The sequence below is a fragment of the Pontibacter liquoris genome (genome assembly GCF_022758235.1).
Taxonomy (GTDB): domain Bacteria; phylum Bacteroidota; class Bacteroidia; order Cytophagales; family Hymenobacteraceae; genus Pontibacter; species Pontibacter liquoris.
Window position 1 is genome coordinate 3,006,232 of the sequence record NZ_JALEBG010000001.1, and the last position, 18,164, is coordinate 3,024,395.

An 18,164-nucleotide genomic window follows, 5' to 3' on the forward strand; every position below is an offset into this window, starting at 1 on the left:
CTGTGCGAAGTATAACCGGAGCCTGTATTTGATTGTAATTGCGCCTGGTTCCCTTCTCTTTCAGTTTGTTGCCTGCTTATACCATTCTAAAACAGAAAAGGCTCTAAAACAGAAAAGGCCAGCTGCTATAGCCGGCCTTTTCTGTTTTATACTTGCTTATACTTTACACATCCACACGGGCATACTTGGCATTGCGCTCTATAAAATCGCGGCGCGGGCCTACTTCATCGCCCATCAGCATCGAGAAGAGGTGGTCGGCTTCGGCCGCCGATTCGATGCTTACCTGCTTGAGGCTTCGCACATCCGGGTTCATGGTTGTAGTCCAGAGTTGCTCCGGGTTCATCTCACCCAGACCTTTGTAGCGCTGCACGTTTACGCTGTCTTCTCTGCCTTTGCCCAGTTCGGCAACAGCATCTATCCGGTCCTGTTCGCTCCAGCAATAACGCTCCTCTTTGCCTTTTTTCACCAGGTATAGCGGCGGCAGGGCAATGTAGACATAGCCGTTATCGATCAGTTCTCTCATATAACGGAAGAAGAAGGTCAGGATCAGGGTACGGATGTGCGATCCGTCCACGTCCGCATCCGTCATGATGATGATCTTGTGGTAACGCAGCTTATCCATGTTCAGGGCTTTGTCGTCTTCGGACGTGCCAAAGCTCACCCCAAAGGCCGTGATCATGTTCTTGATCTCTTCGCTTTCGTAAATACGGTGCTCCTGCGCTTTCTCTACGTTCAGGATCTTACCCCGAAGCGGCAGTATAGCCTGGAAGCGGCGGTTACGGCCCTGCTTGGCAGATCCACCAGCCGAGTCCCCTTCCACCAGGTAGATCTCGCAGTTCTCGGGGTTGTTATCCGAGCAGTCAGCCAGTTTACCGGGAAGGCTGGTGCTGGAAAGCACACTCTTGCGCTGCACCATTTCGCGGGCCTTGCGGGCAGCAAAACGGGCCTGTGCGGCCAGTATCACTTTCTGCACGATGATGCGGGCCTCCTTGGGATGTTCCTCCAGGTACTCGTTCAGCATCTCGCCTACGGCTGTATCCACGGCGCCGGAAACCTCGGAGTTACCCAGCTTGGTTTTGGTCTGGCCTTCAAACTGTGGCTCCTGCACTTTCACCGAGATCACCGCGGTGAGGCCTTCACGGAAGTCATCGCCGGCGATCTCTACTTTCACCTTATCCAGCATACCGGATTTATCGGCATACGATTTCAAGGTACGGGTAAGGGCACGGCGGAATCCGGCCACGTGTGTACCACCCTCTATGGTGTTGATGTTGTTAACGTACGAGAAAATGTTCTCAGTGTAGGAGGTGTTATACTGCAGGGCGATCTCCACGGGCACGCCGTTCTTCTCGCTCTCCACGTGGATGGGCTCCGGGATCAGATTCTCCCGGGTTTCATCCAGGTAGGCTACAAACTCCTTCAGGCCACCTTCCGACAGAAAAGACACAAAAAGCGGCTCTCCCTGCTCATTGCGCTCGCGCAGGTCCGTGAGGTTTATACGGATGCCCTTGTTGAGGAACGACAGCTCGCGCAGGCGGCTGGCAATGGTATCAAATTTATACTCGGTGGTGGTAAAGATGGAGGCGTCGGGCAAAAAGCGCACCGTCGTACCGGTCCGGTCTGTTTCGCCGATCTCGCGCACCGGGTATTGGGGCACGCCTATTTTATAAGCTTGCTCATATACCTTTCCGTTGCGGTTTACTGTTACCAGCAGGTCGGTGGAGAGTGCGTTCACGCAGGAAACACCCACGCCGTGCAGACCACCGGATACTTTGTAGGTGTCTTTGTCGAATTTACCGCCGGCATGCAGCACCGTCATCACGACTTCCAGCGCCGAGCGGCCTTCTTTGTGGTGAAAGTCCGTTGGGATGCCACGTCCGTTGTCAGATACCGTAACAGAGTTGTCTTCGTTTACGGTAACAGAAATTTCATCGCAATGGCCGGCCAGGGCTTCGTCAATAGAGTTATCCACTACCTCCCACACCAGGTGGTGCAGGCCTTTGATGCCAATGTCGCCGATGTACATGGCAGGGCGCTTGCGAACTGCCTCTAACCCTTCCAGTACCTGTATGCTATCTGCCGAATAATCGTTTGCTAGTTGTTTTGTTCCTTCTACTTCACTCATGTGTGTTATACTGTAGATTTTAGTAGGTAAAATTACTACTTTTATTTTGTTTATACTATACTTTTAGCCTGCTACTTGTAGTAGTCCAAGGCCTGCTCCGAGCCGATGCTTTCATTAAACCTATAAGCACCTGAATTTTAACAATTTTGCCACCTGATTAGTGCCCTGCGCTAGCAGCAGTTTCTCTATAAAACACAAAAAAGGCACCCGCTATAACAGGTGCCCTTTCCAGGAAATAAAAACAGGAAATGTTGGTCAGAACCTACAGGCGCTGCAGTATTCCGGAGGCGTTTAACCTAACTGTTATTCAAGGCTATATCGGTAGTTTGCTCTAAAGAAGCGCCGGCAGCCAGCCTTATTCCAGGGTAGCCCTCACTTTTACCCGGCTAATCATTTTTCGGTTAAAGTCATAGTATTCGGGGCCATAAGGCATGGTATTATCCAACTCCTCGATGCTTGTTATTTTGTACAAATGTTCTTTGCCGGCCAGGAAACCCAGCTTTGCCCGGGCATTTACCAGCGCCTGTTCGAGCATGTGCTGCTGCACCGCTAGCTTTTTTGCAGGGTCGAGCGCTGCACCCACTACATTGATGGTGAAGGGGAAATTACGACGGAGCAGATCCTGGGTCAGGTGCGCATACAGGGAACTGTCGGCTACCGTGAGGATGTAGGTGATGTTGGTCTGGTACATGTCTTTGCGGATGTGCATGCCTGTCTGGCCGGGCATGTAGTTCACATAAATGCTTTCGTTGGATTTCACCATGTCGGGCACCTTGTTTTGCAGCGAATCGGCCCAGGCTACAAAGGCATGCCGCATCGCCACCGGGCCATTGTACGACAAGTTGAGGCGGTAACCGGCGCCCGGCAGCTGTTGCTCATACTCTCCGATCACCTGCAGGTAATTGTCTCCTGTGTCAGCTGGTTTATTCTTGTTGCAACTACCCAGGCAAAGCAGGGCAGCAAAGGCCAGGGGTATGCGCAGGCGGTTTATCATAGTGGTATAGCATTTACCTATATAGTACTTTACTAACGAGAATCGTGCCACTTCATTTTATGCGGGCGCTTAAATTATCTGCAATCCTTTTGCTTTAAAATAACCTGCTTTTTTTGGAGATTTACTGGCTAAAGTCTGGCTTATGCGTACGGTTCTGCTGCTGCTCGTTTCTAATATCTTCATGACCTTTGCCTGGTATGGGCACCTGCGCTTCCGGGAAGTGGCGCTTTGGAAAGTGATCCTGATCAGCTGGCTCATTGCTTTTTTTGAATACTGTTTTCAGGTGCCGGCCAACCGGATCGGCTACGGCCAGTTCTCGGCCTTTCAGCTTAAAACCATCCAGGAAGTCATCACCCTGTCGGTCTTTATCGGTTTTTCGGTTTTATACCTGCGCGAAGAGCTTAAATGGAATTACATCGTCGGCTTTGTGCTCATCCTGGCTGCCGTTTTCTTCGTGTTTAAAAAGTGGTAAGCGCCTGGCTATTTGCGGTAAAAAACATCTCTTTTCAGCATCCCTTAACACATTCAAAAACAACCTACTACATATCAAAAGCACCTCTTTATGCGCTTTCACTTCCTTGTGGCCCGTATTCGCCAAACCTGATAACCCTCCTACTGCTGCTGCGTTAATTTAACAGAGATGTATCACCAGCAAGAACAGGAGGACAACTATGGCAATGAACTATGAAAATTATGTGAAAGACGCAAAAACGTGGCTCCACCAGCTTTGCACCTACCTGGGCATTGACGATGAACAAAAAGCAGGACGCATTTTCAGGGCCGTTCTGCACGCCATCCGCGACCGCATTCCGACCGGCGAAGCGATCCATTTAGGCGCTCAGCTGCCCATTATCTGGAAAGGCATTTACTACGATGGCTTTACCCTGCACGAGCCCGTGCGCATACGCCACGAAGACGAGTGGCTGGAATTTATTCGCACCAAAGATGCTTTTGCAGAGCAGGCGGACTTTCCCACCCTGGACCACGTGTTTTATGCTTTTCAGGATGTGATGAGTTTCCTGCGCGACCGGCTTTCCGAAGGCCAGTATAACCAGATTACCCAGGCGCTTCCCTCCGACCTAACCGTGCCGGTATAAACCACAACCGTATACTTATACCCTGAGCCCGGCTGTTGCCGGGCTTCTTTATTTCAGCAATATTCAGTTGCTTTCCTTCCTACGACTGATTCCCTTCCTAAATCCCTACCTCACAAGTATAAATCAATTCCAAACCATTGCGCCCGCTGAAACTTGCAGTTGCCAACCTGCGGCCATACCTTTGCAGTATGTGGCGCACCAACGCAAACGGCCTTCCTTTTTTAGTCATCTACCTGATGGTGACATTTCGGTTTTTGGCCCCGGTGGTGCATTACCAGCTCAACTACGACTACATGGCCACCGTGCAGTGCGTAAACCGCGACAAACCCATTGCCATGTGCTTTGGCAAATGCGAGCTTAAAAAAGAGCTGCGCCAGCTGCATGCCGGCACCCGCGACAACAATGCACTGCTACAGCTTGTGCATTCGCTGCAGCTGGTCGAAGCGCTTCCCGCCCTTGCCCTGGCGCTGCAGGCACCAGCGCTACCGCTACGGCAGCCGCTACCCGCCACCAACACCAGCAAGCAGCTTTACGGGTCCCCCTCGCCGCTTTTTCATCCCCCGCAAGTATAAAACACGATCGCTGCGCCTGCACGCCAGGCAAATACCGTTTGTTATACTTACATGATCTTATACTTACAAATGAAAAAGTTATTGCTATGGATTGCCCTGCCCCTTACGCTCCTGGCCGGCTGCCAGAGTGGCCCGACGGAGGAAGAGCAAAAGGCCCAGCTGGAAGAAAGCGTGATGCAGGTGCATGATGCGGCCATGGCCAAAATGAGCGAGATGTACCACCTGCGCAACGGCCTGCGGGCCCTGCGCGATTCGCTGGAGACGCAAAAGGCCGACACAGCTGTGCTGCAACAGTTGCAGCACCACGTGCTGCTCCTTAACAAGGCCGATGAAGCCATGATGGGCTGGATGCACCAATACCATGCGCCTGATAGTATGGCCACCCAACAGGCCATGGAATACCTGACCAGCCAGCAGGAAAAAATAAAGAAAGTGAGTACCACCATGGACAGCACCCTTGCTGCTGCCCGCCAAATTTATACATCGTATGAAAAGAAATAACCTTGCAACCCGGACCCTTTTCCCTGCTTTGGGGCTGGTGGCCACCCTGCTGCTTTCCGGCTGCAGCGCCAACCAGGAGAAAACGCTGCCTATACTTGGGGAACGCCAGGTGGTGGAGCGCCAGGTGAATGGCAAAACCGTCGAAGACACCGTGTACCTGACCATACCGAACTTTGCCTTTGTGGACCAGGACAGCCAGCAGGTAACTAACCAGACTTTCGCTAACAAAATATATGTCACGGATTTTTTCTTTACCACCTGTCCCAGCATCTGCCCGAAAATGAAAACGCAAATGCTGCGCGTTTACGACAAGTTCAAGGACAACCCCAACGTGCTGCTGCTCTCCCATACCATCGACCCGCAACATGATACAGTGGCTGTGCTGAAAGACTTTTCAGAACGGCTGGGCGTAAGCTCGGATAAGTGGCACTTTGTAACCGGCGAAAAAGACAGCATCTATGCCATTGCCGAAAAGTACCTGGTGCCTGTTAAAGAAGAGAAAGGGGCAGAAGGAGGCTTTATACACGGGGGCCATTTTATGCTGATCGATGGCGAGCGCCGCATCCGTGGCGTGTACGATGGCACCGATGCGGCTGCCGTAGACCAGTTGCTCAACGATATTCCGGTATTGCTGAAAGAAGAACAGCATGAGAAAAAGTAGGATGGTAGCGGTGGTGCTGGGTGCAGCAGCCCTCACCACCCTTACCCAGTGTTTTACCGAAAAGCAGAACGAAGGCCTGCGGGTATACCAGGCCAACTGCGCCAGCTGCCACATGGACGATGGCAGTGGCCTGCGCGGCGTTATTCCACCACTGGCTAATTCTGATTACCTGGTCAAGTATCGCAAGCAGCTCCCCTGCCTGGTGCGCCGGGGCCTGAACGGCGAAATAACAGTAAATGGCATCAGTTACAACAAACCAATGCCTGCCAGCCCCAAACTGCGCGACGATGAGATTGCTAACCTGCTTAACTACCTGCAAACCAATTTCGGCAACAAGAACGAGCGCTACACCATGCAGGAAGTGACAGAATACCTGCAGTACTGCCCCCGCCGCTAATGGATTTCCTGCCCGAGCTGCTCTAGCGTATAGCCTGGCCCGGCATTGTACCAACTGCGGATAAGCTGGTAAGAAATGGAAACCTGCGGCGGCAGCAGAAAGGTACCGGTCTGCAGGCCCGCCGCAATTTCATCGCGCGTAAACCAGCGGGCATCTTCCAGCTCAGCATAGTTTACTTTTAGTTCGCGGTTGCTTACCGTGGCCATAAAGCCCACCATAATGGAAGCAGGAAAAGGCCAGGGTTGCGAGGAATGATAGGTTATACTTGCCAGCTGCACGCCGGTCTCCTCCATTGCCTCGCGGGCAACGGCCTGCTCCAGCGTTTCGCCGGGCTCCAGAAAACCCGCCAGCGTAGCATAGCGGCCTTTGGGCCAGCCTGCCTGCCGGCCCAGCAAACAGGCATCCCCTTCCGAGATGAGCATGATCACGGCCGTATCGGTTCTCGGGAAATGCGACCTGCCGCATGCCGGGTTGGTGCATTGGCGCATGTGGCCCGCCTCCATACTTTGAGTTAAGCTGCCGCAATCGGGGCAATAGAGGTGGCGCAGGTTCCAGTGCACCATGGCGCGGGCATGCGCCAGTATGGCGCTATCTTCCGGCGGCAGCTGCAGGGCTACCTCTTTCAAGTCCATAAACAAGTATGGTTCCTGCAGGTAAGCGGCTATTTCCTCAGCCTGTTGCTCAAAACCCAGCACAAAATAAGGTACTTCGCCCTGCAAACCCAGGAACACTTTGGCAAGCGGCTCCAGGGCTTCGGCCTGCTGCCGCGTTAAGGTAACCAGCTGCAGGTTTTCCTGCTGCTGCAAAAGGTGCAGGTTGTCGTGTATAAGTATAAACCGGGCCTGCGGATGCAGCCATAAAAGGTCCTGCCCGGCAGCATCGGTCCGTAGCTCAAAGCGGCGGTCCAGCGGCGAATGCGAAAAGTAGTTCATAAGATGGAACAGGTAATTTGCGCCGGAAATTTAAGGTAAATCTCCGGATTAGCGACAGGTTGGGATGCGTTATGCACAGCAAACATTTCAGCATGTGCCCTGGCTGCAAAGTTGGCCTTGTCAATGTTCCGGGCTTATACATGCCTATACCTGGCACAAGCGGACGCTTGCGCCAGAAATGCTTACTGTACGAGTACCGAGTATGGCCAGAAAAAACAACTGCTTTGTTAGTAGGGCAAACTACCTTCTGCTGCCGGAACTACTTCTTTTTGTAAAGATACAGATCCACTTTGCTTGACAGGAATTTCTCGCTGAGTGTAAAATAGCCTTTGTTGTTGCGCAAAAACGTTACCGCCTCGCCCTGTGGCTCCATCACATACGGGAGCTTCGTATGGCTTTTTGCCAGTGCCTGTTCCAGGGGTTCGTTTGCTGTGCGGGGGTAGTAAAACAGATCCATATACGTTTTCACGATGATCCCCTTCCCGTCTGCCGACAGCGCCGCACTCACCACGCCGCCATACGCCAGCGCGCCTGCCTTTACCGCCGTATTCACCGAGGTGGTGCTATACGGATAAGCTATCTTGTAGATCCGGGCAGGAAAATCCCTTTTCGTGAGCAGGTAGATGTCTTTGCTTTCGGGGTCCACGAGGAATGCTTCTGCGTCGTGTGCGCCATCGGAATACTGAAACGTGATCTTTTCAATCGTCCGGATGGTATCGGTGTCCGCCTTCGGCTCAGGAAATTTGTAGATCGTGTAGGTTTTATATGCCTCGGCATTATCCCCGATATCGGCCAGGTACAGGTCGTTGCCCGAGAGCACCAGGTCTTCCCAGTCGCGGTTGGTAATGCCCTTAAACGGGATGGTTTTGGCTACCTGCCCGTCATGCCCCACCAGGTAGAGCACGGCCGCGTTGCCGCTGTCTTCCTGCACCCACAAAAACCCGGGGTTGGCTTTGCTGTCGGCTATGCCCGAGGCTTCGGAAATAAGTGGTGAAACGGGTCGGATAAGCGGTTGATTCTCGTATGGCTGCATATCGAATGAGGCTTCCTTCTCACTGCAGCCCATCAGTACAGCGCACAAACAGCCTGCCACCATTTTAACTAATCCTGCCAGGTAACGTCCGGTAAATGTCATAAAAGAGTGCTCATACTATGGCTGGCCTGCACAAGGCGCATTCAGCGCAACCATCGTTAAAAATTGGGTTTTGAATTGGATCAAAGATCAACAATAGCATGTGGCGACATCTCCAACCCGCTTGCTATACCTGAACCTTGTGCCGAACAAAATCATGGGCATATCAGTTCGCAAGGCCTTGTGAGGCTTATTTTATTTCTTTTCAACAAGCTCATACATAAGATGTTATACTTTGGTTTATTGCACAAAAAAGCAGCTCCTGCACAGAAAAGTTTTTTCACAATAAACAGAATTGCAAGTAGATTAATCGAAACACCCCTTCCCGGCAGAATACATTTAGTGGCTGCGGCAGTACAGGAACCTACAGAAGTCAGCCGTATACTTGTCTCAAACAACTGATCCATTCAAGTATAACAGCCCATACACAAAATAACTACTGGATACTCCTCTTTGAAGGCCTGCAAATGCGCCGGTTTTATACTTGCATATGGTGGGGCAAACTACTGGCGCGGGTGTAAAGCTTTGAATGCTACGGCTAGAAGCTGTACCTTTGCAGGGTGAAAGTCATCCCTATCCTGTTCGTACTAGTAGTGACACTTCTCTCGGTTTGGCCTTGCTGCCTCTCCGACACCTGCCAGGTGGATAGTATAAAGTCAGGGCAAACGCAACGTGATGAAACTGCAAGCTGCTCGCCATTCTATAGTTGCGCCGCTTGCAGCGGCTTCACGGTACCTGCTCACCCCGAAGCGCCTGCCACGTTTTTCCTTCCTGGCCTTGTGCATGCGGCGGCTTACGAGCAACAGCTGTTTCCAGTGTTTTATGGTTTTTTCTGGCAGCCTCCCAAGCTGAGCTAATGCCCTTTTAAAATCAGAACCCATTATGCGGTGCCCTGCTGTGCCGCAGTTTCACTTATTTTAGCGTTAGTATAACCAGAATGAAAAGATACCTGATTGTGGTATTGCTCCTTGTGCTGAGCAATACCATAGCATTTAGCCAAAATACATTTAAAGTCCTCATCAGAGACAGTAAAACAAATGCGCCCCTGGTTGGGGCCACCGCTGCCGTTTACAACACCGCCATCGGCGCCAGTTCGGGCGCTTCCGGTGAACTCGAGTTGCGCAACATCCCCGATGGCACGCATATCATCCGGTTCGGTTTTGTCGGGTACGAGGACAAGGTGGACACTCTTCGCTTTCCGCTCGCCCAGGACGCACCCCTGGTGATATTATTAGCGCCCGGTGGTGAGGAACTTGAAGAAGTAGTGGTTACTACCACCCGCAGCAGCCGCACGATTGAGAATATCCCCACCCGGGTGGAGGCGATTACACTGGAAGAGCTTGGCGAAAAAGGCAATATGAAACCGGGCGACATCCGCATGCTGCTCAACGAAAGCACAGGCATCCAGACGCAGCAGACCTCTGCCACCAGTGCCAACGCCAATATCCGCATCCAGGGCTTGGATGGCCGCTACACGCAGCTCTTGCAGGATGGATTTCCGCTCTATGCGGGTTTCTCCAGCGGACTGAGCATCATGCAGATTCCACCGCTCAACCTCTACCAGGTAGAAGTGATCAAGGGCAGTTCTTCCACCCTTTATGGCGGCGGTGCCATCGCCGGCCTGGTGAACCTGATCACTAAAAAACCGACGGAAGAAGGCGAGTTGAGACTGATGGCCAATGTTACCAGTGCCAACGGGCTTGACCTGAGCGGTTTTTACGGTAAGAAGTTCGGTCGATTTGGGGTAACTGTTTTTGCATCCAGAAACACCAACCAGGCCTATGACCCTGCCGGCATTGGTTTTTCCGCCATACCGGATCTTGAACGCTACACCGCAAACCCCACGCTCTACTATTACCCAAGCGATCATACGACGGTGTCGTTGGGTGTGAATGCCTCCCGGGAAGAACGCCTGGGCGGTGACATGCGATACATGGACGGCAATGAAGGCGATTTCTATTTTGAACAAAACAACTCAAAGCGTTTGTCCACGCAGTTTAACCTGACGCATCGTCTGTCAGACCATGCGCAGCTATCGGTAAAGAACAGTATCAGCCTTTTTAACAGGGAGATTGCCGTACCATACTATGATTTCAGGGGAAAGCAGACGGCCAGCTTCAGTGAGGTGGCTTACAGCTTAACGAAAGAGCGGTTGGATTGGGTAATAGGCGCTAACCTCTGGACAGACAAGTTCACCGAACAGCATGCCGATGCTGTTGGCGCACGGGATTATGAAAACACCATTATTGGGGCTTTTGCGCAAAACACGTTCACGCCGGTGGCATGGCTGGTGCTGGAGTCTGGCCTGCGGGCCGACTATGTAACGCCTGCACCAGCCAATAAAACAAAAGGCTTGTTTTTGCTGCCCCGGGTTTCGGCGCTGTTCCACATCAGTGATCGCTTTACTTCCCGCATCGGGGGCGGCATGGGCTACAAAACCCCAACCATCTTCACGCAGGAGGCCGAGAACATCACCTTCCGCAACATACTTCCGCTGGACATCAGCCAGACAAAGGCCGAAACGTCTCTCGGTGGCAATGCGGATATCAATTATAACACCCTGATCGGGGAGAACGTCACTTTCAGCCTCAACCACATGTTCTTCTATACCCGGCTCAGCGATCCGCTCGTGCTGACGCTACGCCCCGACAACCTGTATGCCTTCCGGAATGCCAGCGGTTATGTGGATACCAAAGGCGTGGAAACCAATCTCAAACTCGGGTATGCTTGGGCTAAGCTGTTCCTGGGTTATACTTACACCGACGCCAGGCAGCACTATAACGATGCAGTGGCCGACATGCCGCTAACGCCAAAGCACCGCGTGAATACGGTGCTGATGCTGGAAAAGGAAGATAACTTCCGCATCGGGCTGGAAGCCTACTATTTCAGTCGGCAGCGGCTAAGCGATGGCACCCGTGGGCGCGACTACTGGATAAACGGAGTGATGGTGGAGAAAATGTTTGAAAAGTTTTCCCTGTTCATCAACTTCGAGAACATCTTTGACACCCGGCAGAGCAAGTTCGGAAGCATCTACAGCGGCAGTATGCGCAACCCGCAGTTCAGCGAAATTTATGCACCGGTAGACGGGCGCGTGATCAATGGCGGCATAAAACTGAACATCCTCTAACATAGGGGTGTAACATTAGTTCTTAGTGTTGGCCTCCGTGTTGCAGGTAGATTATAGTAGGTTGTAATCTACCTGCAACACGGAGGCCTTCCTTTTTCATTTATAGCCCCCAACACGAAGGCTGCTGAAACTATGTAAATAAGTAAGTATAAAATAAGTCTGATAACGACTAGACAGACTTTCAGATTATTTTTAATATATTACTATATATTAAACTATAATTATACTTAAACAAACTTTTATTCACCATTATGAAGAGAAATCTACTTCTAGTGATTATGCTTCTTTGCACAAACCTTCAATCATTTGGACAAATGAATGGCAAGATCCAGGATCTTATTGAGATAAAGAACAGACCTCTCCTGGTGGTACTACCCGACTCTCGGGATGGTAAAACCGCAACTGAGCTTGATAGAGTTAAAACAACTATTAAAGCTAAAGTCGAAAGCTTATGGACATTGAATCATGATATTACTTATATCAATGCCAGTGAATTAGATGCCCTGAAAAAGAAAAAGAAAAAAGATATTAGCACCCATGCTGTATTGAGATTTCTAACCTGGGAAGTTACTCATATTAAAGAAACACATAACACTACCTGGATTAGCAGCACACTCAATATTGGCCTATTGGAACGGGCAGTAGGCAGCAACTATACTTATATTCATAATTATGATCAGACATATCCGTCTGATGGAGAAATCGTCAGCTCGTTACTTCAGGTACAGAATGTTATAAACAAAAGTATTCGCGATAAGGATGAGATGTCCTACCCCAAAGAATCTAAGGCTAATGCTGATAAACTGAAGAATGTAACTCTGCTTATCGACAATGCCTTGATGAAAAATAGAATCTCGGATGAAGTAATTAAAGAACAATATGGCTTACCTTTTAAGGTGGTAGACAAGCAGGAAATTGAGGATGCCATTATTAATCAGAAACCAGGATACGCCTATATATACATTTTTCCTGCAAGTATAACTAAACCTGAGCTTATGATTCAGGCTGTTCTTGACACAGAAAAGGGTGAAGTTCTTGCGCATTCCTTCCCCCCGCTGTTGAGAGTGGGCTTTGTTTATGGCAGAAGAATCGGCGCTGCTAATCTTAAAGACTATTCGAAATATGTACAAAAGTAATTACCTCAACAGATAAAGCATATTTTACATCACCCCTATAGAAAGCGGAAGCATATATCAACTGCTTCCGCTTTTTTCTTTACTATCAACTCCACTCTGTTATAAAACAAAATTGATACAAGGCTGTCTAAAAGAGATGCGCATAAAAAAAGCACCTACAAGTTTTACCTTATAAGTGCTTTCTTTCTAAGTGATCCCGTTTGGATTCGAACCAAAGACCTACTGCTTAGAAGGCAGTTGCTCTATCCAGCTGAGCTACGAGACCAGCGTTTACCAGTGGCCCTCCTGTGGCAGGTGATCCCGTTTGGACTCAAACGAAAGACCTAATGCTTGGATGGACTTCCTTTAAACAAAAAATTTCGGAATTGCTTCCGAAATTTTTAAGTCGGGGTGGCAGGATTCGAACCTACGACCTCCACATCCCAAATGTGGCGCGATACCGGGCTACGCTACACCCCGAACTGGTAATCTGCTTTAAAAAGCGGTGGCGTTTGAGAGCCGTTGCGTTTTATTGCGTTGCAAAAGTAAGCGAAGATTTTAAAGTATCAAATTAATTTTCAACTTTTTTATTCGCTTGCGGAGAAGGGGGGATTCGAACCCCCGGTACCGTTTCCAGTACGGCAGTTTAGCAAACTGCTGGTTTAAGCCACTCACCCACCTCTCCGGGCTCTTCCTGCTAAAGAGATTGCAAACATACTACATTCCCTTTTAGCGCGCAATAGCCTCTCCTACTTTTTAAGTCCCGAAAGCCTAATTTATTCCCCTCTTGGCCCCTTACCGGCGCTAACTCCTTGATTCTATTCTGGTTTGTAACCCGCCTTTTATTCAAATATTTTCCTGTATTTTTCTCGCTGCCCCCGCTGTCCGGCTGCCGGGTAAAGCTAACCTCCATTAAATCCCTCACGGCAGCAGCAACCTAGCTAAAATCCGCACTCGAAATGGCATACGAAGGAGGGGCTGCCGCCGTACTTTTTTCTGTGTGGTATTCGTTTCCGGAGGCGTTGTGCGTTTGCGTTATACTTGTTAGCCTGCGCCGGGCAGATACCGGAAGTATAGCCGGCTTTTGTATATTTGTTTTTTCGGGAAGAACGCTAAAAAACCGGCGCCTTCTGCTTTTACACCCAAACATGACCTGGTACCAGTCCCTTTCACTGCTCGAGCTCCTTTTCGGCACCCTGTTCTTCGGGTTGTACCTGGGCTACCTGTACCGTGTCTGGCGCGTGGCACGCTTCTTTAAACAGCGGCCGCATGGCATCTGGGTCAAGTTCGTGCTCCGCAACCTTTATGTGGCGCTCCTGCTCATCGCCATGCTGGGCCCCTCGTTCGGGGCCATGAAAAAAGAGATCAAAACCATTGGCAAGGACCTCTACATTGCCGTGGACCTGTCGCGCTCCATGGATGCCACCGATGTGCAACCCTCGCGCCTGGAAAAAGCCAAGCATGAGATCCAGCGCCTCATCAGCCGCTTTAACTCCGACCGCATCGGCCTGATCGTGTTCGGGGATGAGGCCTTTATCCAGAGCCCGCTCACTTATGACCAGAATGCCCTGCAACTCTATACCCAAACGCTGCACACCGGCCTGTTGCCCCGCGCCGGCACCAACTATGCGCCCGTGCTGCAGCTGGCGCTGAATAAACTGGAGCAGCGCACGCCTACGACAGCGGCAGAGCAGAAAGCCCGCGTGCTGGTACTGATCAGTGACGGCGAAAATTTCGGCCCGGATGTGGAACGCCTGGCCGGGCAGCTGCGCGAGCAGAACATCCGCGTGTACACCCTGGGCATCGGCACCACCGAAGGCAGCCGCATACCGGCGGGGCGTGCCTTTAAGAAAGACGAGGAAGGGAAAACCGTGGTAAGTAGCCTGAACCCGGCTCCCCTGGTGCAACTGGCCGACCTGACCGGCGGGCAATATTTTGAAGTGAATAACCGCGTAAGTGAAGTCAGCCGCCTCATCAGCGCCATCAATAATATAGAAGGCGAGCTGCATGAGCGTAAGACCATCGACGTAACGGCTAACAAGTATATTTACCCGCTGGCGCTGGCGCTGTTCTTTATACTGCTGGATGCCCTGATCACCGTTAAGCTTATCCGGATATGAAACTACTGCTTGCTGCTATTTTGCTGGTCAGTTTTCTGAGTGGAGGGCTTCGCACCATTGCCCGCATCAACACCTATGCGCAGGAGGCTGCCCAGGCCTACCGGCAGCAGGATTATACCAGGGCCATAGCTGCCTACGAATACCTTCTCAATGACCTGGACGTACAGGACGATCAGCTGCGCCTGAACCTGGCACACGCTTACTACCAGGCCGGTGCGCCGGAGAAAGCCCAGGAATCGTATCGTTTGCTGGCCGAGCACCCGTCCAGCCACCTGCGCGCCATTGCGCACCTGCAACTGGGCAACATTGCCGCTGGCCGGCACAAGTATAAACAGGCGCTCGCGCGTTACCGCCAGGCCCTGATCGCCGACCCCGATAACGAAAAAGCCCGCTACGATTATGAGCTCCTAAAAAAATACCTGGCTCTGCACCCCGAAAAAGCAACCGAAGACGAGCCGCAGAAACTGCCGCCACCGTCCGGCCAGGGAAGCGACAGCTTGCAGACACCTCCACCCGCCCAGGAAAATCAGGAGCCACAGCCCGGCAGCAAACCCGATGATGCGGGAACCGATGAAAAGGAAATGGATACCCCGCAACCTTCCGGTACGCCTACAGAGCAACAACAACAAGGCGGCGGCAAGGGCAATCAGCTTGAAAGCAATTCTTCCCAGGCTTCTGGCAACAACGGCGACCAGGAAGAGGCAAGCGGCACCGAACCAGGCGATACAAAAGGCCAGACAATGGAGAATGCTACTTTGCCCAACCAGCAAGGGCTTGGCGGCGGCTCCGAAAACATTACCGACCAGGACCAGCGCGCCCAGACACAACGCCGCCGGCTGCAACAGGTAAACATGAGCCCCGAAAAAGCCCGGCTCCTGCTCGACGCCATGCGCAATGCTGAGTTGCAGTACATCCAGCAGCTGCCTAAAAAGTCAGATAAAAAGCCGGACCGCAGCAAACCCGATTGGTAAAAGCTGCCCTGCGCTTCCAGTCGTATATTGAAAGACCGGCTTCCGGAGACAAATTCTTTTTCCGGAGGTATAACCCTAAAAGTCTAACTATGCTAAACCCCGATAACCTACCTGTATACCTGGAAAGCGACACCCGCGTGCGTTTTGAGGACTGTGACCCTTTCGGCCACCTGAACAACGGCCGCTACGTGGATTACTTCCTAAATGCCCGCGAAGACCAGCTGCGCGACAACTACCACCTCGACATTTATGGCCACACCAAAGAAACGGGCAAAGCCTGGGTGGTGGCGTCCACGCAAATTGCATACCTGCAGGAAGCAAAATTTAACGAGATGGTGACGGTCCGTACCTGCTTGCGCTGGTTCACCGCGTTCGATCTGCTGATGGAAGGCATGATGCTGGACAAAGCCACCGGCTCGGTGAAATCAGTGGTATGGATGCGCTTTGTCTACATTGATGCGCGCAAAGGCGAAAAAGCCACGCATTCCCCGGAGCTTACCACCTTGTTTGGCACAGTGGCGGCAGATGGCGAAGGCCGGCCCACGCTTTATTTTGAGGAACGGGTAAAAGAGGTCCGCAAAGCCCAGGTACCCAAAGTATAAGCAGGCAACACCCAGGGCAGGAAGCCCCGGCCTGCTGCGCCTTACTAGTAATCCCCGAAAATAGATACTTATACTTTATAGTTTCGTTTCCGGCATGTGCGCTACTTCCAGTACAAACCCGTTGGGGTCCCGGAAATCGACGGTGTAGTAAGCGGCATCGTAGGCGGGCATGGCTTGCGGTCCGCGGATAATTGTGGCGTTTATACTTTGCAGCCATGCTCCTACCTGCTCCACCACCTGGCGGCTGGTAGCATGAAAACAGATGTGGCGCACGCCCAGGCTGTCGTGCAAGAGCACGGGCGCTTCTTTAAAGTATATCTCGTGTGTGCCGCAGCTATAAGAGGTGCGGTTCAGTGCGTGCCAGCCAATCAGCGGGAAAAGCTTACTGTAAAACGCCAGCGAGGCCTCCAGGTCTTTTACCCAGAACTCCAGGTGGCCGATGCCCGGACCATACGTGTAACTCATCTTTCATAATTTAGGGGAATGGGGCAAAGATACAGCGTGCACTGAGAAGATAAAAGCTCACACATCCGGCAGCGGCCATACTTCAGCTCAGGAGCAGGAGAATACTCCCAGCTTTGCTTATACTTGCAGAACCTATACCAAAGCCATGGAAGCACAAACCCATTACCAATTGCTGGAGCGGCTCTACCACAGCGCCAACATCCAGTCCGTGTACAGCCACAGCCAGATAAGCATCAGCCACGAGCAGGCCGAGATCACGTTGCCCGCCGACCCGAAATTCTTCCACGGCGCCAATGCCCTGCATGGCAGCGTATACTTTAAATTATTGGATGATGCGGCCTACTTTGCTGTGGCCTCGCTGGTACGGGACGTGTTCATTGTCACCTCCTCCTTTCAGCTGAATTTGCTGCGGCCGGTCACAGGAGGCGTACTCAAAGCAGTCGGAACCGTCCGATCGAAAAGCAAGAACCTGTTTGTAGCTGAGGCAACGCTCTATAACGACAAGGGCAAGGAAGTGGCTTTCGGCACCGGCCAGTTTATGCGCACCACGCAGCCCCTCAGCAGCCTTGCAGGCTACAGCGCAGTCCTGGAAGGATAGCGCCTAGACCGGCACTACCTGCTGCACATCCTCCAAAGCTGGCTGCTTCTGTGCCTCCCACTGCTTCCGGGTAACTGCAATGATGGTGAGGATAACCACCGAGCTGATGATAGGCAAAGACCCGATCGGGTTAAGCGGAATGATGGGTAAACTGAAAGCAATGATCACAAAGCTCACTTGTTTTAGTCGATGATACCCGAAATCCTTTCCGCGGAGCATAGACAAGATGCACCGCAGTTGCTGCAGAATTAGCAGCAGAAAGACCACTCCCATCAACATAAGGGAATAAAAACGGAAGCTATACACAAAGCTGCCCTGTAACATCAGTTTTACATTTACATAAGATACGGCAACTAAATGGCCAGCCCAGTTAAAGAGACTCCAGAAGCAGAAAGCCATTACCAGGAACAGCGGCAAACGCTTCACAGCCACTTGCTGTGAACGATAAAGCAGGTGCGCAAACAGCATACCGCTCAGCAATGCGAGCACGATCAAAGCAGAATCTACTATCTGGGTATCAATCATAGTTTCATTGTTTTTTAATGCATATTTATACTACTATAATACAAGATAGTATCCTGATAAAATTTACTTTAAAGAAATATTTAGTAAGCCATAAGCAACTGGGAGTCAATTGATTTATTTCGGATATTGTAAAGCGGTAACACACAACAGGCAAGTATAACCAGGGCCTGAAAAGCAACAGCCGCTGCACCCGGGGGTGCAGCGGCTGTTGCTTTATAGTATAGTAAAGT

The 18,164-nt window shown here is 51.4% G+C and carries 18 protein-coding genes and 3 tRNA genes; 12 read left to right on the top strand and 9 right to left on the bottom strand.

The genetic code is table 11. The features are described 5' to 3' along the window. Nucleotides 1-163: 163 nt before the first annotated feature. Together gyrB and LWL52_RS12460 are read right to left on the bottom strand one after the other, a co-directional pair. The gene (gene gyrB / locus LWL52_RS12455) at nt 164-2,125 is read right to left on the bottom strand and encodes a DNA topoisomerase (ATP-hydrolyzing) subunit B (RefSeq protein ID WP_242920265.1); all 1,962 of its coding nucleotides are present in this window, start codon (nt 2,123-2,125) and stop codon (nt 164-166) included. A gap of 355 nt (nt 2,126-2,480) precedes the next feature. Next, nucleotides 2,481-3,119 carry a hypothetical protein gene (locus tag LWL52_RS12460; RefSeq protein ID WP_242920266.1) on the bottom strand — a complete coding sequence of 213 codons (639 nt, stop codon included), beginning with the start codon at nt 3,117-3,119 and terminating at the stop codon, nt 2,481-2,483. 142 nt (nt 3,120-3,261) lie between these two features. On the opposite strand from LWL52_RS12460, the gene LWL52_RS12465 reads away from it, so the two are divergent. The 6 genes from LWL52_RS12465 to LWL52_RS12490 all read left to right on the top strand — a co-directional run bounded on the left by LWL52_RS12465 (nt 3,262) and on the right by LWL52_RS12490 (nt 6,347). Next, nucleotides 3,262-3,591 (top strand): DMT family protein, encoded by a 330-nt coding sequence (locus tag LWL52_RS12465; RefSeq protein ID WP_242920267.1) that lies wholly within the window; start codon nt 3,262-3,264, stop codon nt 3,589-3,591. 199 nt (nt 3,592-3,790) lie between these two features. Next, the gene (locus LWL52_RS12470) at nt 3,791-4,216 is read left to right on the top strand and encodes a DUF2267 domain-containing protein (protein ID WP_242920268.1); all 426 of its coding nucleotides are present in this window, start codon (nt 3,791-3,793) and stop codon (nt 4,214-4,216) included. A gap of 188 nt (nt 4,217-4,404) precedes the next feature. Continuing rightward, nucleotides 4,405-4,788: a hypothetical protein gene (locus tag LWL52_RS12475; RefSeq protein ID WP_242920271.1), complete on the top strand. Its 384-nt coding sequence runs from the start codon at nt 4,405-4,407 to the stop codon at nt 4,786-4,788. A 69-nt stretch (nt 4,789-4,857) separates the two neighbouring features. Continuing rightward, nucleotides 4,858-5,289, top strand: a complete 432-nt coding sequence (locus LWL52_RS12480; RefSeq protein ID WP_242920273.1) for a hypothetical protein — start codon at nt 4,858-4,860, stop codon at nt 5,287-5,289. Further along, entirely contained in the window at nt 5,276-5,950 is a 675-nt protein-coding gene (locus LWL52_RS12485) for an SCO family protein (RefSeq protein WP_242920275.1), read from the top strand. Before LWL52_RS12480 ends, LWL52_RS12485 begins: the two co-directional genes overlap by 14 nt. Continuing rightward, nucleotides 5,937-6,347 carry a c-type cytochrome gene (locus tag LWL52_RS12490; RefSeq protein WP_242920277.1) on the top strand — a complete coding sequence of 137 codons (411 nt, stop codon included), beginning with the start codon at nt 5,937-5,939 and terminating at the stop codon, nt 6,345-6,347. The genes LWL52_RS12485 and LWL52_RS12490 overlap by 14 nt, the downstream gene beginning before the upstream one ends. Here LWL52_RS12490 and nudC read toward each other — a convergent pair. Further along, nucleotides 6,344-7,279, bottom strand: coding sequence for an NAD(+) diphosphatase (nudC, locus tag LWL52_RS12495; RefSeq protein ID WP_242920279.1), 936 nt, complete (start codon nt 7,277-7,279; stop codon nt 6,344-6,346). The two genes, LWL52_RS12490 and nudC, sit on opposite strands and share 4 nt — an antisense overlap. Nucleotides 7,280-7,538: 259 nt before the next feature. Further along, entirely contained in the window at nt 7,539-8,414 is an 876-nt protein-coding gene (locus LWL52_RS12500) for a hypothetical protein (protein ID WP_242920281.1), read from the bottom strand. A gap of 934 nt (nt 8,415-9,348) precedes the next feature. Here LWL52_RS12500 and LWL52_RS12505 point away from each other — a divergent pair. Next, nucleotides 9,349-11,538, top strand: coding sequence for a TonB-dependent receptor (locus tag LWL52_RS12505; RefSeq protein ID WP_242920283.1), 2,190 nt, complete (start codon nt 9,349-9,351; stop codon nt 11,536-11,538). A gap of 251 nt (nt 11,539-11,789) precedes the next feature. After that, a complete protein-coding gene (locus LWL52_RS12510) occupies nt 11,790-12,674 on the top strand; it encodes a hypothetical protein (RefSeq protein WP_242920285.1) in 885 nt (294 codons plus the stop codon). Nucleotides 12,675-12,865: 191 nt separating this feature from the next. Here LWL52_RS12510 and LWL52_RS12515 read toward each other — a convergent pair. From LWL52_RS12515 to LWL52_RS12525, 3 genes are all read right to left on the bottom strand, one after another. Further along, nucleotides 12,866-12,939: transfer RNA gene (locus LWL52_RS12515), tRNA-Arg, on the bottom strand. A gap of 120 nt (nt 12,940-13,059) precedes the next feature. Beyond that, nucleotides 13,060-13,133 (bottom strand) — tRNA-Pro (locus LWL52_RS12520). A 118-nt stretch (nt 13,134-13,251) separates the two neighbouring features. Further along, nucleotides 13,252-13,338, bottom strand: a tRNA-Ser gene (locus tag LWL52_RS12525). Between the two features lie 463 nt (nt 13,339-13,801). Here LWL52_RS12525 and LWL52_RS12530 point away from each other — a divergent pair. From LWL52_RS12530 to LWL52_RS12540, 3 genes are all read left to right on the top strand, one after another. After that, complete coding sequence (locus tag LWL52_RS12530; protein WP_242920287.1) at nt 13,802-14,773, top strand: VWA domain-containing protein; 972 nt, start codon at nt 13,802-13,804, stop codon at nt 14,771-14,773. Then, complete coding sequence (locus LWL52_RS12535) at nt 14,770-15,744, top strand: tetratricopeptide repeat protein (RefSeq protein ID WP_242920289.1); 975 nt, start codon at nt 14,770-14,772, stop codon at nt 15,742-15,744. The genes LWL52_RS12530 and LWL52_RS12535 overlap by 4 nt, the downstream gene beginning before the upstream one ends. A gap of 89 nt (nt 15,745-15,833) precedes the next feature. Continuing rightward, entirely contained in the window at nt 15,834-16,346 is a 513-nt protein-coding gene (locus LWL52_RS12540; RefSeq protein WP_242920291.1) for an acyl-CoA thioesterase, read from the top strand. Between the two features lie 75 nt (nt 16,347-16,421). On the opposite strand, the gene LWL52_RS12545 is transcribed toward LWL52_RS12540, so the two are convergent. After that, complete coding sequence (locus LWL52_RS12545; RefSeq protein WP_242920294.1) at nt 16,422-16,811, bottom strand: VOC family protein; 390 nt, start codon at nt 16,809-16,811, stop codon at nt 16,422-16,424. A 145-nt stretch (nt 16,812-16,956) separates the two neighbouring features. On the opposite strand from LWL52_RS12545, the gene LWL52_RS12550 reads away from it, so the two are divergent. Continuing rightward, nucleotides 16,957-17,409 (top strand): PaaI family thioesterase, encoded by a 453-nt coding sequence (locus tag LWL52_RS12550; RefSeq protein ID WP_242920296.1) that lies wholly within the window; start codon nt 16,957-16,959, stop codon nt 17,407-17,409. Nucleotides 17,410-17,412: 3 nt separating this feature from the next. Here LWL52_RS12550 and LWL52_RS12555 read toward each other — a convergent pair whose 3' ends face one another. Then, entirely contained in the window at nt 17,413-17,934 is a 522-nt protein-coding gene (locus tag LWL52_RS12555; RefSeq protein ID WP_242920298.1) for a hypothetical protein, read from the bottom strand. Nucleotides 17,935-18,164: the final 230 nt, after the last annotated feature.